This is a genomic window from Candidatus Taylorbacteria bacterium (assembly GCA_039934295.1).
Taxonomy (GTDB): Bacteria; Patescibacteriota; Minisyncoccia; order Phycocordibacterales; family HO2-43-120; genus HO2-43-120.
Genome location: JBDTMN010000022.1, coordinates 1 through 14,932, shown reverse-complemented (window position 1 = coordinate 14,932; position 14,932 = coordinate 1). Strand labels below are relative to the sequence as shown.

17 protein-coding genes are annotated in these 14,932 nt (G+C 44.9%); 9 read left to right on the top strand and 8 right to left on the bottom strand.

Annotation, left to right across the window (positions count from 1 at the left end; translation table 11 throughout):
* Positions 1-1,424: phosphoribosylamine--glycine ligase (purD, locus tag ABI430_05185; protein MEO8638261.1), on the top strand; the 1,424-nt coding region annotated here is incomplete at its 5' end.
* Positions 1,425-1,455: 31 nt separating this feature from the next.
* Here purD and ABI430_05180 read toward each other — a convergent pair.
* The 6 genes from ABI430_05180 to ABI430_05155 form a co-directional block, all read right to left on the bottom strand.
* Complete coding sequence (locus ABI430_05180; GenBank protein MEO8638260.1) at positions 1,456-2,184, bottom strand: hypothetical protein; 729 nt, start codon at positions 2,182-2,184, stop codon at positions 1,456-1,458.
* Positions 2,185-2,200: 16 nt separating this feature from the next.
* Positions 2,201-2,593: a four helix bundle protein gene (locus ABI430_05175; GenBank protein ID MEO8638259.1), complete on the bottom strand. Its 393-nt coding sequence runs from the start codon at positions 2,591-2,593 to the stop codon at positions 2,201-2,203.
* A gap of 47 nt (positions 2,594-2,640) precedes the next feature.
* Entirely contained in the window at positions 2,641-5,091 is a 2,451-nt protein-coding gene (locus tag ABI430_05170) for a DNA polymerase (GenBank protein ID MEO8638258.1), read from the bottom strand.
* 132 nt (positions 5,092-5,223) lie between these two features.
* A complete protein-coding gene (locus tag ABI430_05165) occupies positions 5,224-5,457 on the bottom strand; it encodes a hypothetical protein (protein MEO8638257.1) in 234 nt (77 codons plus the stop codon).
* A gap of 16 nt (positions 5,458-5,473) precedes the next feature.
* A complete protein-coding gene (gene tsaE, locus ABI430_05160) occupies positions 5,474-5,893 on the bottom strand; it encodes a tRNA (adenosine(37)-N6)-threonylcarbamoyltransferase complex ATPase subunit type 1 TsaE (protein MEO8638256.1) in 420 nt (139 codons plus the stop codon).
* Positions 5,894-6,006: 113 nt separating this feature from the next.
* Positions 6,007-6,843, bottom strand: a complete 837-nt coding sequence (locus ABI430_05155) for a hypothetical protein (protein ID MEO8638255.1) — start codon at positions 6,841-6,843, stop codon at positions 6,007-6,009.
* 368 nt (positions 6,844-7,211) lie between these two features.
* On the opposite strand from ABI430_05155, the gene ABI430_05150 reads away from it, so the two are divergent.
* From ABI430_05150 to ABI430_05140, 3 genes are all read left to right on the top strand, one after another.
* The gene (locus ABI430_05150) at positions 7,212-8,891 is read left to right on the top strand and encodes an ATPase, T2SS/T4P/T4SS family (GenBank protein ID MEO8638254.1); all 1,680 of its coding nucleotides are present in this window, start codon (positions 7,212-7,214) and stop codon (positions 8,889-8,891) included.
* Between the two features lie 757 nt (positions 8,892-9,648).
* Complete coding sequence (ruvB, locus tag ABI430_05145; protein ID MEO8638253.1) at positions 9,649-10,686, top strand: Holliday junction branch migration DNA helicase RuvB; 1,038 nt, start codon at positions 9,649-9,651, stop codon at positions 10,684-10,686.
* A gap of 26 nt (positions 10,687-10,712) precedes the next feature.
* Entirely contained in the window at positions 10,713-11,057 is a 345-nt protein-coding gene (locus tag ABI430_05140) for a hypothetical protein (protein ID MEO8638252.1), read from the top strand.
* 259 nt (positions 11,058-11,316) lie between these two features.
* Here the strand turns inward: ABI430_05140 and ABI430_05135 are convergent, their stop codons facing one another.
* The gene (locus tag ABI430_05135) at positions 11,317-11,466 is read right to left on the bottom strand and encodes a hypothetical protein (GenBank protein ID MEO8638251.1); all 150 of its coding nucleotides are present in this window, start codon (positions 11,464-11,466) and stop codon (positions 11,317-11,319) included.
* A 106-nt stretch (positions 11,467-11,572) separates the two neighbouring features.
* On the opposite strand from ABI430_05135, the gene ABI430_05130 reads away from it, so the two are divergent.
* From ABI430_05130 to ABI430_05110, 5 genes are all read left to right on the top strand, one after another.
* Positions 11,573-11,794 carry a hypothetical protein gene (locus tag ABI430_05130; GenBank protein MEO8638250.1) on the top strand — a complete coding sequence of 74 codons (222 nt, stop codon included), beginning with the start codon at positions 11,573-11,575 and terminating at the stop codon, positions 11,792-11,794.
* On the top strand, positions 11,791-12,063 hold the full coding sequence (locus ABI430_05125) for a type II toxin-antitoxin system RelE/ParE family toxin (GenBank protein MEO8638249.1): 273 nt from the start codon (positions 11,791-11,793) through the stop codon (positions 12,061-12,063). Before ABI430_05130 ends, ABI430_05125 begins: the two co-directional genes overlap by 4 nt.
* Positions 12,064-12,116: 53 nt before the next feature.
* Complete coding sequence (locus ABI430_05120; protein MEO8638248.1) at positions 12,117-12,647, top strand: YebC/PmpR family DNA-binding transcriptional regulator; 531 nt, start codon at positions 12,117-12,119, stop codon at positions 12,645-12,647.
* 100 nt (positions 12,648-12,747) lie between these two features.
* The gene (locus tag ABI430_05115; protein MEO8638247.1) at positions 12,748-13,236 is read left to right on the top strand and encodes a crossover junction endodeoxyribonuclease RuvC; all 489 of its coding nucleotides are present in this window, start codon (positions 12,748-12,750) and stop codon (positions 13,234-13,236) included.
* 252 nt (positions 13,237-13,488) lie between these two features.
* Complete coding sequence (locus ABI430_05110; protein MEO8638246.1) at positions 13,489-14,145, top strand: hypothetical protein; 657 nt, start codon at positions 13,489-13,491, stop codon at positions 14,143-14,145.
* A gap of 589 nt (positions 14,146-14,734) precedes the next feature.
* Here ABI430_05110 and ABI430_05105 read toward each other — a convergent pair.
* Positions 14,735-14,932, bottom strand: a 198-nt coding sequence (locus ABI430_05105; protein MEO8638245.1) for a tyrosine--tRNA ligase, incomplete at its 5' end; no start/stop codon positions are given.

Sequence of the window (14,932 nt, the reverse complement as noted above, 5' to 3'; positions counted from 1 at the left end):
AACCGTTATCAACTAACGAGAGGCGGAGAGTGCAAAGATGGGTGGCCTTATACATAGGGTTGCAATTTCAATACTTTGTGCTAGTTTTGAATCGGACAGTAACGACGGCAAAAAACCCAAAACTGACACTGAATATGAAAAGAAACCTGAAAGTACTCGTCATCGGAAGCGGTGGGCGGGAGCACGCCCTTGTTTGGAAACTGGCACAAGACCCGGGAGTAACCTCTCTGTGGTGCGCACCAGGAAACCCCGGCATTGCGCGGGAGCGGCTTCGAAATGGAAAAATTCTGAAACGCATCAACATAACTCCCTTGGAAATGGAGAAACTCGCACTTTTCGCAGAAGCATTTGGAATAAATCTCACAGTGGTCGGACCTGAAATCCCTCTCATTGGAGGAATCACCGACTTGTTTGAATCAAAGAAACTTCCCATCTTCGGCCCAAACCAATGTGCCGCGCAATTTGAAGGGTCAAAGGTCCTCGCCCAGAAGTTCATGGTTCGGCACAAAATCCCGACTCCAAATGCCGGATGGTTCCATGATGCAAAAGTTGCGGCCCGATTTGCCTCGTGGCTCGACAACAAGTGCGTCGTAAAGGCGGACGGACTGGCGGCAGGAAAAGGAGCTCTCGTTTGCAAAAACGAAACAGAGTCTTTGGGTGCGATCAGAGCCATCCTTGTCGAGAAACGTTTTGGAGCAGCCGGGGAAAACATTGTGATCCAAGAACTCCTCGAAGGAGAAGAAATCTCCATCCATGTTCTCTGCGACGGCAACACCTTCAAAATTCTTGAAGGCGCCCGTGATTACAAACGAGCACTTGCCGGAGATCAAGGATTGAACACGGGAGGAATGGGAGCGTACTCCCCTCATCCGTTTCTCACACTTGCACTCATCCGCGTGATTGAAAACAAGATCGTGATTCCTTGGCAAGAAGGATGTCGAAAAGAGGGCATTACTTTTAAAGGCGTGCTCTACATCGGAATCATGCTCACCAAGGACGGACCAAAGGTTCTCGAATTCAACGTCCGCTTTGGCGACCCGGAAGCCCAAGTCATCCTCATGCGCCTCAAAAACAGTCTGGTCGAAGTTCTCCTCGCCTGTGTGGAAGGGAAGCTTCACGAAGTCAACCTTGAGTGGAGCGTGAAAAAGGCGGTCTCTGTGGTTGTCGCCTCAAAAGGATATCCGGGGACACCGGAAATCGGCAGACGGGTCTACGGACTCAATGTAGCCGAGAAATATGCGAAAGTGTTCCACGCAGGCACGAGTCGGGAAAAGGGCCACATCGTGACATCAGGAGGAAGGGTTTTGGGAATCACGGCGTTGGCAGACACATTTGAAGGAGCGCGACGCAAGGCTTACAAAGCTGTGAGCGCAATCGGGCTTGAAGGAATGATGTATCGCTCCGACATCGCACTCGACGTGTAGAGTCAAGGCGTTCCTACGGGAACGCTTTTTTTCATATGGAAAGAATAAATCGCTCGAGAGCCACATCGAGGTCCGAAATTCCTCGTCTTGAATCATGATAGAGAGCAACGAGACCTGAAGCAAGAGCCCCCAACTCTTCGTATTTGAAATTGTGAGCAAAGTTTCGCGCCTTGCCGAATACGTACGGATTCAACCCCGCTTCTTTTGCGCTCTCCAGATTGCAGGCCAAAATCATATTCTTCACTGACCAAAAAAGCGTCCCGTGAATCTGCTCGTCCTCAAGTCCCGCCCTCTTTGCCTTGTTATACAGAACCCAAAGATTTTTTTTGTCTCGCCTCCCCAATGCGTCGCCGAGTGAAAATATATTGAATTCCCGGGCTTGTGCTTCCCCATGCGTCTCGCCTTTCACGCCAAACGACTGCACCTTCTCCGCGCACTTTTCAAATTTGGTAAACGTCGCCTTGTCGAGCTCGCCTTCAAGAACGATAAAAATATTCTGCGACTCTGCCATCTCCTTTATTTTTTTTACCGCCACCTCTTTGATTTCTTTATTTTCAAAAATCGAGTCCACAAAAACAATATACTTGTTGGAAAAGAGCCCTTGCCCCCCAATGTATTCTTCGAGAGTAGCTTCATTCCAATTTTCGGTAGTCACATGGAAAAACGCCGCATCTGGCTTCTTTTTCTTCAAATTATCGATCATGCCACGAGCTTTCTCCCGAGCCTGATCTTTGTTTTCGCCATACAAGAGATAAAGCATAAATAGGTGTAAGGTGTTAGGTTTTAGGTGTTAGTAAAGACGAGGATAATTTTCTGCAAAGCGCGTGGAGCATTCGTGTAATTTCACTTATTGTATTCAAAACATCGGCAAGCTCATTAGAGGTTATATATTGCAATTCAGAAGCAATTTCCATCTGTGTTTCGATCTCCGCAGTAGATCCAAAAGATATTTTCAAAAACTGAATGAAATCTTTTTTAGTGTTTCTGTTTCTTCCTTCAGCAATATTAGACGGAATAGATACAGCCGCGCGACGTATTTGCGAGGTTAAACCATACATCTCTTCTCTAGGAAACTTTTTAGTAAGGTGATACGCAATAACGGATAACTTCAAGCTCTTCTGCCAAACAATGAGGTCTTTGCAGCTATTGATTTTATATTCTTTTTCCATTTTTCTCTTATTTCTTCTTACTTGCTAACACCTAAAACCTCACACCTTTAACCTACCCTCGCAAGCTCCCCCCAACTCCTCCCCGCAGAAGCTTCCGCGACACAGACAACTCCTTTTGTTTTCTTGGGATCCAAAACGAGCTCCATAATTTTCTTCAGCTTCGGAGCGACTTTCTCAACCAGATTTTCTTTCACCTCAAAGACAAGCTCATCGTGCACTTGTAAAAGCGGAAAAACGTCCTTTTCCATCCCCTCTTTTTTTATCTGTTCGTAAATAGCCACCATAGCGAGCTTGATAATATCCGCCTCCGTCCCCTGAATCGGCGCGTTCACCGCCATTCTTTCCGCGGATGCTTTAATGTAGGGAATTGGCGAGTGAAGCCCAGAAAAGTATCGCCTTCTTCCGAAAAACGTTTCCGTGTAGCCCAGTCGCAGAGCGGATGCCTTTACTTTGTCTAAATATTCCGCGAGTGTCTTGAAATTGCTAAAATATTCATCATAAAATTTCTGCGCATCCGCCCGCGTCACCCCCTCGCCTAAATTCAGGCGGAGCGCGTTCACTCCCATTCCGTACATGATGCCGAAGTTAATAACTTTGGCGCGCCTGCGCATTTCTTTGTCCACTAAATCCCTCGGAACTTTAAACACGTGCGAAGCCACCGCCGTGTGCACATCTTCTCCCTTTTTAAAAATTTCTATGAGCTTCTCATCTCCCGAAAGAAATGCCGCGATGCGAAGCTCGATTTGAGAATAATCAAGCGCCAGTATGGAAAAGCCCTTCTCCGCCACAAAAGCGTTCCGTATCGCCCTCCCAAGTTCGGTTTTAATGGGAATATTTTGAAGCCCGGGGTTCTCCGAAGCCATCCGTCCAGTTGTTGACCCTGCCTGAATAAAAGTGGTGTGAAGGCGAGAATTGGAATCAAGCATGGCGGGAATATTGTCAATGTAGGTCGAGAGCAGTTTTTGAAGCTCGCGGTAAGAGAGAATAGGTTCGATGATTGGATGCGCTCCTTTCAATTTCGTGAGTTCGGACTCGCGAGTCGATTTTGCTCCTCCTTCGGTTTTCTTCAAGCCTTTAGTTGGAATCTGCATTTTATCAAACAGAATGACACCCAGCTGTTTCGGAGAGTTCACGTTGAACTCCTCGCCCGCGAGTTTCCAAATTTGTCTTTCAAGTTTTTCGAGCTCCTTGTGATACGTCACAGAAAGTTTTTTCAGATATTCCTTATCGATTTTCACCCCGCGCTCGTCCATTTTTTCCACAACCGGAATGAGCGGGAGCTCGATCTCCTTGAACACATTCGAGAGTCCTTTTTTTTCGAGCTCGCTTAAAATAATTTCGCGAGACTTCCCGAAATCGCGAGAGCGTGAGTAGGTAAAAATTTCATCGAGGCCTGGGTTTGTGATGTTCGAGTCCAGTACCCAAAGAGCGATTGCCGTCTCCTTGATTTTTCTCGGGTCAACAGACTGCTCTTCTATGCCGGGAAAGGTCGCCTGGAGAGCTTCTTCGGATTGACTGTCGGGAGAAAACGATTCGCTTTCAAGCTTGAATGCCTGCCTTACCCTCCCCCCCAAGGCGCGGAATTCAAGCTCGGAAAACAGCTTTGTAATCTCGGGAATATTCAGAGAATCGCGACAGTTTTTCTCGGGCAACGAAAACTCTATCGGTGCGTCTCTCCTGATTTCTCCGAGCATCTTTGAAAATTTCGCTTCCTCCTCGCCTTCCCTCAAGAGTAAAATCACCCGAGGCGTCATGCCGATTTTCTTGAATCGCTCTTCGCCTTTTTTTAGCGCCTTGTACATTTCTTCTATCATCCCGAATTCTTTAATCAAAAGTGTTGCAGTCTTCTCCCCGATGCCCTTAATTCCGATAATGTTATCCGACGGGTCGCCCCTAAGTCCCTTGTAATCGGGTAGGAGTTTGGGCCCGAAGCCGAAGCGTTCAAGAACAGCCTGCTCGTCATAAAGGATTGTGTCTTTTATGCCCTTGCGCAACGTGTAGACCTGAACTTTTTTTCCGTCAACAAGCTGAAGCGTGTCCATGTCGCCCGATGCAATTACAATGTCGATGTCATTATTTTTGGTTTTTGATTTATGATTTGTGATTTTTTCGACGATAGTGCCGAGCATATCGTCCGCTTCGAACCCCGCTTTCTCATACATGGGAATGCCGAATGCTTTGAAAATGTCCCGAGAACGGATGATTTGGGACACGAGAGCGTCGTCGGCTTTTTTTCTCCCTGCTTTGTAACCCTCATATGCTTCATGCCGATATGTCTTCTCCGGAAGATCGTAGCAGGCAGCAATGTAGTCGGGTTTCAGTTCCTCAACAATTTTTAAAAGCATAGTGGAGAGACCGTAAAGCCCTCCGGTAGGCTCGCCCTTAGACGATGAAAATTCAGGCAGGGCATGATACGCCCGATGCAATATCGCATGCACATCGAGGAGAATAAGGCGCTTTCTCGTTTTAATTGCGGACGTTTTTTTTCCTTTTTCCATATCTCAATTGTACCAATAAATTAACTTGATAAATATCCAGTCATCCTGGATTCCCGTTTTCACGGGAACGACAGGATAACATTCTGCCGATTCTAGCATTTATTGCAAGAAAAAAGCTCCACCCTAAAAGGTCTAGAGCTTTACCGGCAAAGGTTTCAGAGCTTTAAAAGTCACTCGGGAACGAGACAAGACTTCGAATGGAGAGCGAATGAGAATCTCACCCCTAGCTGTCTCTGCAACGTATTGGTTACCCTCGGAAGAAGCAAGAAACATCTCTACCTTTTCGGATGATTCTGGTCCGTAAAAATCCCTCACGAATATAAGGAAACCCTCTCCCTTTACGACGGTAAAATAAGGTTTGTTCATGCTGAAAATAAATATATCAGACTTCAATCTGTCGAGTCAATTCATCAATAAACAGAAACGAAATCTGTTTCGCATATTTGGGAACAACATTCGCGACATGCTCCGACCATTCAATGAAAATAATATTTTTTGGATCATTCAAAAGTTCCCCAAATCGAAGTCTCATTAATTCTTCGCCCTTTTCCAGTCTATAAGCATCGATGTGGTGAAGAAGCTTAAAGCTATTAGCTACGAGCTTATAGCTTTTAAGAATGAGAAATGTCGGACTCGTGATTGTCTCTTTGATGCCAAAATATTTTCCTGCGATTTTTACAAAAGCAGTTTTACCAGAGCCTAAATCTCCAGACAAAGCAAAAACAGTCGCTCCCCTTTTGCGAGGTTTGATTCCTGAAAGTATTGAGCGTGCGACCTCTTGAAGTTCTTCTAAGCTTCCCACATTTTTTATCACTGAAACACTCTACCTCAATTTCATCGGAATGAGAAATGAAATGTGGAATGTGGAATAAAAAAAGAAAAAAGCCCAGAGATTGAATCTCTGGGACTTTGTAATTATTGGCCATAGTGCCTGCACCGCGAATTGCAGGTGTGTGGTCGGGCAAAGTACGGATGGCTACTGTTGCCAACCCTCACCCCGACTAACACCGGGTAGCTATAGCCGACCAAAAATGGTGGCCAATCCACTTCTACCACACTTGGAGTTGGTGGATGAAAAGGTGGGTCATGCCTTGAATTGCTCCGAGCTGGACCTGTCGCTCCAACTGCGGGGGTCGATAGGTTGGTCCTGACTTCGTCACCCCTAAATTCAATCTCAATGTCCTGCCTGAGATCCCCACCCCCTTGTTGCTGGAGGATGATAGGAACGACCTTCCCTTTCAGAGTCCCGGTCCCGGTAATCTTGACCTTCTGGGTCTTCTTGGACTCCGGAAGTGCAGCAGCCTCCATATTGGTGGACGTTAGCACAGAGGCACAGGGTGCCATCGGTGTGGTCGCCGTTTTTTGGGTGGACGCCCCCTCAACAACCATTTTGAAAATACCTGCTGTATATACCGTTAGGTTGGAGACCGAGTTGCACACGCTCAACTGATTGGAATTCAACACGCCAATCAAGGCGCTCTGGTTCGAGAGCGCAGACAGGATGACCCCCTGGTTTTTTTCCAATTCGTCGGTTCGTGCTCCCAACGAGCTGAAGTACTCGACGTTCGTGCGCACGCTCGTTACCGTTTCCTCGAGCGCATGAATATCCGCACTGATTTTCTCACGAACAATCGTAAGTTCGTTCGTCGTCACAAACAAAGAAGCCGAGCGCTTCTCCCTTTTGTTGACCCAGCATCCCGCGAGAATCGCTACGCCGAGTGCGATTCCGCCCCATAGAATGATTTTTTTCATTTTTTTCTGTTTTTTGTTGATGGTTACCGCTAACTTTCGAGAAAAAGGCTAAATCATTTCGTTAGACGAAATGATTTCCCGACCGCGCCAGTTTCTGGCGCGGTTTAGGAAGAAATTCGTCCCGAAAGTTAGCGGTAACTGGCATTACAAGGTTCTTCTCTATCTCGCGGAATTATATCACAATTGAAATAAATGTCAAGTATTTTCAAGTACCTCGTTTCTCACGCGCAATGACTAAAAAAGCTTGAAAAAGAAGGGCTTTTTAGACGTTTCGCGTTACCTGTTACCTGTTACAAAAAGTAGTTCTTACTAGCCCTACCCCACTGAATGCTATATACTAATTAGAACCTATCAATTTCTCTATTCAAATGGTGATTCAATTTGACGAAGACAAACAGAATAAAGACGTGGACGAGCTCCACAAACGGGAGGAAGAAGAGCTCGCGGAGCTTGTGGCAAATCAACACGGCCTCGAGTATTCGAATCTCTCGATGGTGCCCATCAACATGGACGCACTTCGTATCGTAAGCGAGCAAAAAGCTCGCGTCGCCAAACTCGCTCCGTTTAACCTTGTCGACAAAAACATTCAAATTGCCGTAGTGGCGCCCGACAACACCGATACCGAAAAGCAGGTGGCGGAACTCGAAACTAAAGGCTTTCATGTCACAAAAGTCGTAGTATCCATGCGAAGCCTCGTCGGAGCTTGGGAGAAATACAAAGATATGTCTTTCGCGGAGGAGACGAAATCCGGCTCGCTTGAAATTTCAAACGCGGAGATATCCGAGCTTCTGACAAAGGTCAAAACAAAAGAAGAAATCAAAAAATATATTCAGGAACTGCTGGCCCAGCCGAAAGGTTTCAGGATATCGAGGATTTTGGAGATTATTCTAGCCGGTGCAATAACAACCGGCGCATCCGACATTCATATCGAACCCGAGGAAGGATACGTGACGTTGCGTTTTCGGCTTGACGGAGTTCTCAACACCATCTTAACTTTTGAAAGAGACACTTACTTCCTTATCCTCTCTCGGGTAAAACTTCTCTCGGGATTGAAGTTGAACGTCAAAGAAACTGCACAGGACGGAAGATTTTCCGTAAAGATAAACGACCTTGATATTGAAATAAGAACATCAACTTTGCCCGGGGCATACAGCGAGTCTATTGTGCTTCGAGTGTTGAATCCAAACAGCATCTCAGTCCCTCTCACTGACCTCGGCATCAACGCCAAGCTTCTGGCGATTCTGGAGAAAGAAATCGCGAGGCCAAACGGTTTAATCCTCACCACTGGCCCCACCGGCTCAGGAAAAACCACTACCCTCTACGCCTTTTTGAAAAAAATCCATACTCCCGACATCAAAATCATCACCATCGAAGACCCCATCGAATATCATCTCCCCGGCATTGTCCAAACCCAGACTGATAACGACAAAGGATACACCTTCCTCTCGGGACTTCGCTCCGCTCTGCGACAAGACCCGGACATTATCATGGTGGGAGAAATCAGAGACTCGGAGACGGCAGAGATCGCCATCAACTCCGCCTTGACCGGACATCTCGTCTTTTCAACGCTCCATACTAATAACGCAGGAGGTGCTTTCCCCCGCCTCATAGACCTTGGAGTGAATCCGAAAATATTCACCTCCGCCATCAACATCGCCATGGCGCAAAGGCTTGTCCGAAAACTCTGTGAATTTTGCAAAAAAGAAACACCACTTGAAGGGCAGGACAAGATCATTATCGAGAAAATTCTCGCAAGCATCTTTGACAAATCGTACCTCGTGCCTGCAGAGAAAATGTGGGTAAGCGTAGGATGTGAAAAGTGCAACAACACGGGATACAAAGGAAGAACCGGCGTCTACGAAGCAATTATCACAGACCAGGGTATCGAGGACGTGGTGTTGAGCAATCCCTCCGAGCGAGAAATTAGAAAAGCTGCAGAGCATCAGGGAATTCTTGATATGAAGCAGGATGGAATATTAAAAGTTCTATCTGGGATGACTTCGCTTGTAGAACTTCGAAGAGTGCTCGATCTGGAGGAGGACATGTAACGTGTAACATGTAACTTGTAACGTAAGAAAGGAGAATTTTCTTTTCGGACTTTGCGCGTTACAAGCTACACGAATTACGCCATATTTATCCCCAGCTTTCTATTGATAAAAAAAGGGCGGAGAGTAAGATGGATTATAGAGAAGAAAAATTAATTTAAAACTCATAGATTTGGATGCAGTCCGAGGCGCAAGCGAATTTATGACTAAAATGTATGCGACATACATTGCAGGAGTAAATGAGCGAAACAACGAAGGAGTGCGCCAAAGCCATGAGTTTTAAAATTCAGCGGATAAATCTCTAAGCAATACCTTTCAATACGGATACTAAAAGTTTAAACTTGGCCCAAAGGATAGCCACAGCCGAAACCAGGACGTCCTCGAATGCTAGTTACTATGCGCCAAAGACGCATCATTGCTTAGAGATTTATCTTCTGAAAACACTTTTTGAGAAATAGATGTGTGTTAAAGTTTTGAGAGCTTTTTTCAAGTTCAAAGCGAGCTTTTTCAGTAGCATTGAACAATACTCGCTGCTTAAATTGCTTCGGGAAGTCTAGCACAAAGTGTGTCTAAAGTCAATAGTCTTTCGAGAAAATCGCCCAGTCATCTGGGATATAATAGCGCTATGAGTCCCGTAGTAGAAAATGACATTGGAGAGCACGCGTACTAAGGTGTGGGGAACGAGTACATCAAATTTAATGAGTAATAACGAGAAAATGACTCGAAGCTCCACAAGAGCGATGTCATTTTTCACGACGGGATGAGTAAAAACAAAAAAACACCCGAGAAAACAGAAAACGAGGAAGAAAAAGGCGAGGAAATATACCTCGACCAGACTTTACGCCCTTCCCGCTGGGACGACTACATAGGCCAGAAATCAATCAAAGAAAATCTTCGGATTCTTCTTACTGCTGCCAAAGAGAGGAACCACCCTCCGGAACATTTACTCTTCTATGGTCCTCCGGGATTGGGAAAAACCACTCTCGCTCACTTGATTGCCAAAGAGACCGGCTCCCAGATAAAAATCACGTCTGGCCCCGCCATAGAAAAAGTTGGCGATCTCGCATCAATCCTTACCAATCTTTCTCCCGGAGACATTCTCTTTATTGATGAAATCCACCGCCTGAACAAAACAATCGAAGAAGTGCTCTACCCCGCCATGGAGTCGGGCTCCCTCGACATTATCATCGGCAAAGGTCCTTCTGCGCGCACTATCCAGCTCGAGTTGCCCGCTTTTACTTTGATTGCCGCAACAACGCGCATCGCAGGTCTCTCGAAGCCACTACAGTCGAGGTTCTCCGGCGGAGTCTTTCGCTTAGAGTTCTACACCAAGGAAGAGATAGAGGAAATTATCAAACGCTCTGCGAAAATTCTCAAAGTCCCCATCGAAAAAGAGGCGGCGGAAGAAATCGCCAGCCGTGCGCGGTTTACACCAAGAACGGCAAACTATCTTTTGAAGCGTTCCCGCGATTTTGCGCAGGTTAAAAAAAGTAAACTCTCGAAAGAAGCGGTCCGAGACGCTCTCGCGCTTTTAGGAATTGATGTTCTCGGTCTTACGAATTCTGACAGAGAAATCCTGCGATGCATCATCAACAAATTTTCGGGCGGTCCCGTCGGCCTAAATACTCTCGCCGCATCGCTCTCCGAAGAACAAGCAACCATTGAAGAATTCAACGAGCCGTATCTCCTTCAAGTCGGTCTGATTGAGCGCACACCACGTGGCAGAGTGGTCACCTCTTCCGGTTACGCGCACCTCAACCTCAAAACTCCTAAAAATCTGCAAGAGAAATTGCTTTAATTATTTTAATAACTGACAAAATATTCATGAATGATTTTGAAAAAGATACACCCATAGAACCGCAAATTGAAAAAGCTGTTCGCATTTTAGAGGCTAAAGGCTACATAATAGGCACACTTGCAGGACAATCTGGCAGAATGTCAGAAAAAAAACAAGCCATTTGCTTTTCTTACCCGAAAGCAGAACTCGGGAAAACACAATTTGATGAAGAAACTATGCAAGCACTCCGAGATCTTGGCGTGCGACGTTTCAGTGGAGGACAACCCGCAGACATGATTAGTCTGGAATTTGATGCAGAAATCGATGATTTCGACGTAATCGAGAGTAAGTGGATTCAAATTGCGAACATTCTTCCGCAAGTAAAAAAATGAAGGAACCCTGAATTTCTAATCAATCTTCGGAAAAAACTTCTTTAAGAAGCGACGCGTGAATGGAGCGTTTAGACAAAAAAAACAGTCCACTCTAAGCGGACTGTGTGAGAATGAGAGTGGGACCGGTCGAAACTTTTGATTGCTTTTTCACGTCCGCCACAATTAGTTTGCGGACAACCCGACCTGCTTTTGCCCCGGGATAAGCAATAACGGCCACTACTTTTGCTGAAAAATTTGTCCCATTCGCCCCATACGAACCTTAAAAATACTCGGCAAAGGTGAAGTTGGAAACTTTCCCCTGCATCGACAATGAACGCATGGAGACTTGGGGTTCAAATCCAAACAAGAAACTTATGATGAGTAAAGCTACAATGAGACCCACGAGTCCGATCCGAATATTTTTCTTCATAGAATTTCTTTGGTTGCGGTTTACTACCAGTATAGTATAGAGAATTTCAAATAAAGAAAAGTTTGCTGAAGTTGACACGGTGATACACTTTTGATACACTCCCCCCATGCCCACCACAAAAAAAAGATTGAATATTACTCTCTCGGCCGATATGAAAGATGCAATCTATAAGGCAGCTTCTCGAGACAAAGTGCCGAAAGCAACAAAGGCTAAGGAACTTATTCGGCTTGCCCTCGAAATCGAGGAAGATATGGCTCTCGGCGCCATTGCAGACCAACGATTGGCTCAAAAAGGAAAACATATTCCTCATCATCTTGCTTGGAAATGATTATCACCTACCATCATCTCGTCACAACCCGCGATATTCCATCTTTGGACTCAACAATCAAGATTCGAGTGAAGCGCGCTATCGAAGAGAAACTGACCTTTGATCCCTTACACTACGGCACTCCACTCCATGCAACATTAAAACAGCTATGGAAGATTCGAGTTGGAGATTGGAGAATACTCTTTACCATTATTGAAAAACGAGAAGTATTTATCGTGCTTATTGCCCATAGAAAAGATGTTTACAAACTTGCAGAAAAAAGATTGTAGAGCTTTTTTTATCTTTACTAGAAGCTATCACCTAATACCTAAAAGCTACCCATATGTCTGGTCACAATAAATGGTCACAAATAAAACGTCAAAAGGAGAAAACGGATGGCGCAAGAAGTCAGGTTTTTGCCAAATTCGGAAAACTCATAGCAGATGAAGCGAGAAAAGCAAAGGGAGACATGAATGCCCCAGCATTAAAAACGGCGATCGAGCGGGCGAAAGCTTCCAATATGCCAAATGACAACATCGAGCGAGCTCTCAAAAAGGCGACCGCGGACAAGGCAGGCGCGATGGAATCCATTATCTACGAAGCGTACGGACCGGGAGGATGCGCCATGATTATTGAAATCCTGACAGCGAACCGTAATAAAGCGGCACAGGAAGTAAAATTCATTCTTTCAAAAAACGGCTATGCGCTCGCGGGAATAGGCGCGGCGGCCTGGGCATTTGAAAAAAAAGATGGCGTATGGTCACCAACCACGACAGTTCCGCTCTCCGAAGACGATTTAATAAAGCTCGAAGCTCTAGTGAACGAATTAGAAAATAATGAAGAGGTGCAGGAAGTTTATTGCAATGTGCAATAAACTTATAACGTATTACCTATAACTGAATAACTGCATGACCAGAAAAATTATTCTTCTATTTTATTTGTTATTCAGTTATTAGTTATTCAGTTATAAAGTTATGCGTATAATAGCAATCGACCCCGGATACGAGCGTCTCGGTATCGCGATTTTGGAGCGGGACAATAGAATCGACCGACTGCTTTTTTCTGAATGTTTCAAGACACCATCCAAAATTGAGTTCAACAAGCGACTGTCCATGATCGGCAAGGAAATTGCAAAATTGATACGCAAATTCAAGCCAGAAATACTCGCCATCGAAACGTTGTTTTTCAACAGCAATCAGAAAACCGCAATGAATGTGGCAGAGGCAAGAGGAGTCATCATTTATGAAGCCTCGAGAAATGGCATTGAGGTCAAGGAGTTTACTCCCCTTCAGGTGAAAATGGCTATCACAAGTTATGGACGAGGCGACAAAAAGCAAATGATTGCCATGATTCCCAAGCTCATTAACATTGAAAAGAAAGTCAGAAACGACGATGAATATGACGCGATCGGAGTGGGAATAACGTGTCTTGCGTCAATACGAAGCGTAACGCGACACATGTAACATGGAGCCCGCCCGAACGTAACCCGCCCGTTCCGAAGTCACGTTCGGGCGGGTTTCGTTCGGACGGGCGTTTCGGAACGGGCAGGCTTTCGCTCTAGGCCGACCGTGTCAGAACGGGCTAGGTAAGACTGCTCACTTTTCGCATCGAAATGTGAAGAATGTACTGCTACAAGCTTCGATTCCCAGCATGTCCACATATACAGTTTGCCGCAAAAGGGTATAATTTGATTACTTCTAGCTTATTTTAAATATATGACCTCTAAAATGATAGTTAACATAGTTCACATAAGCGAATATGTAGTCTTTAGTACTATTTTTGGTGGGATTATTATTTTTACAATAGCATCACCCCTCGTTTTATCAGACAGGCCTTTTCAGTTACTTATTATTACTGTCGTTACGTACCCCATAGTTTTTTTGGTTGCTTTATGGCTTAGTAAGTTCAACCCCGCTTTCTCATATTTAACCGTAATTAATCTTATAGCATGTCTATACATATTGTTTTTTCCACTGAGACCGATTTTGTTAGGGATTTTTACAACTTCACCTGAGATGGTCAAAACCGAAGAACGACGTATCAGTGATTTAAAAACGATGTCTAAGGATTTTGTTTGTGAAAACGGAACGTTTCTAAATCTCGACTCTCGCATGACTATAAATTCTACTGTAAATAGGCCTACAATAGACGGAAAGATTGTAAAAACTATCTCGCTGGTTGGTACTCGTCAGCTTAGATTGTCTAACGGGTATGATCCTTGGGAAATTGGAAGGGTGGTCGGAGACAGCTCTGTTTTGGATGGCCGACAATTACAAGATGCCGAGGTTAGACAGATGGTGGATACCTGTAAAAATAGTGAAGGTAAAACATTATTGGAAGTGTATCCAGAAGATAAGACAGCGGAATTTTAACAGAATGCGAGAATATCTTGGTTGGGCATATTAGATTAACCTCATAAACATTGTTAATCTCGCAGAAGGCTACCCCTCACCGAGGTTCCAACGTCGTTCATGTAAGGAACGAAGAAAATCTGCGGCTGGGCAGATTTTCTGGTTCTACAAAAGAAACGTGCGAGCGATATTTATGGTCATGCGACCACTGCTTCCTAGTCATCCGATGACTAGGAGTTGTCCACACCCTCCCTATTTTTGGTTTGCAAAAAAATTTGAATCTGATATTAATATGGCATCCAAACTTTTGCCCTCACATGGCAAAAAAATATTATCAGAATAATCACACGCTACGAATTAATATTAAATTACGAAATAAATGCACCTCTCTTTCGTACTTTTCCGTCTAAGGCGTATCTGTCTTAGGCACGACGTATTCATTCTTAGCTCGAAGTAACATTATGAAAAATGTTCCCCTCGATGACGACGAATTACCCCCAATTGCCGACCCTGATGCAGACACGGACGAAGATGATGAGCTTGATATAGAGGCAGATGACGAAAAATGGTAACAAAAAACTTCCTCTGCATAAGCAGAGGAAGTTTTTAATTATTTTACACGTATCCTCACAAACCGTTTCTTGCCTATTCGAAGCTCCATTTCCTCGATAACTTGATATTTCGGGTCAGTTATTTTTTCATTCGAGCCCACGAAGTGTACTGCCCCTTCTTCCACCAACCTTCTCCAATCAGATTTAGATTCCACGAAGCCACTCTCTAAAAGCAGTGAAGAAAGTTCGTCGCCCGC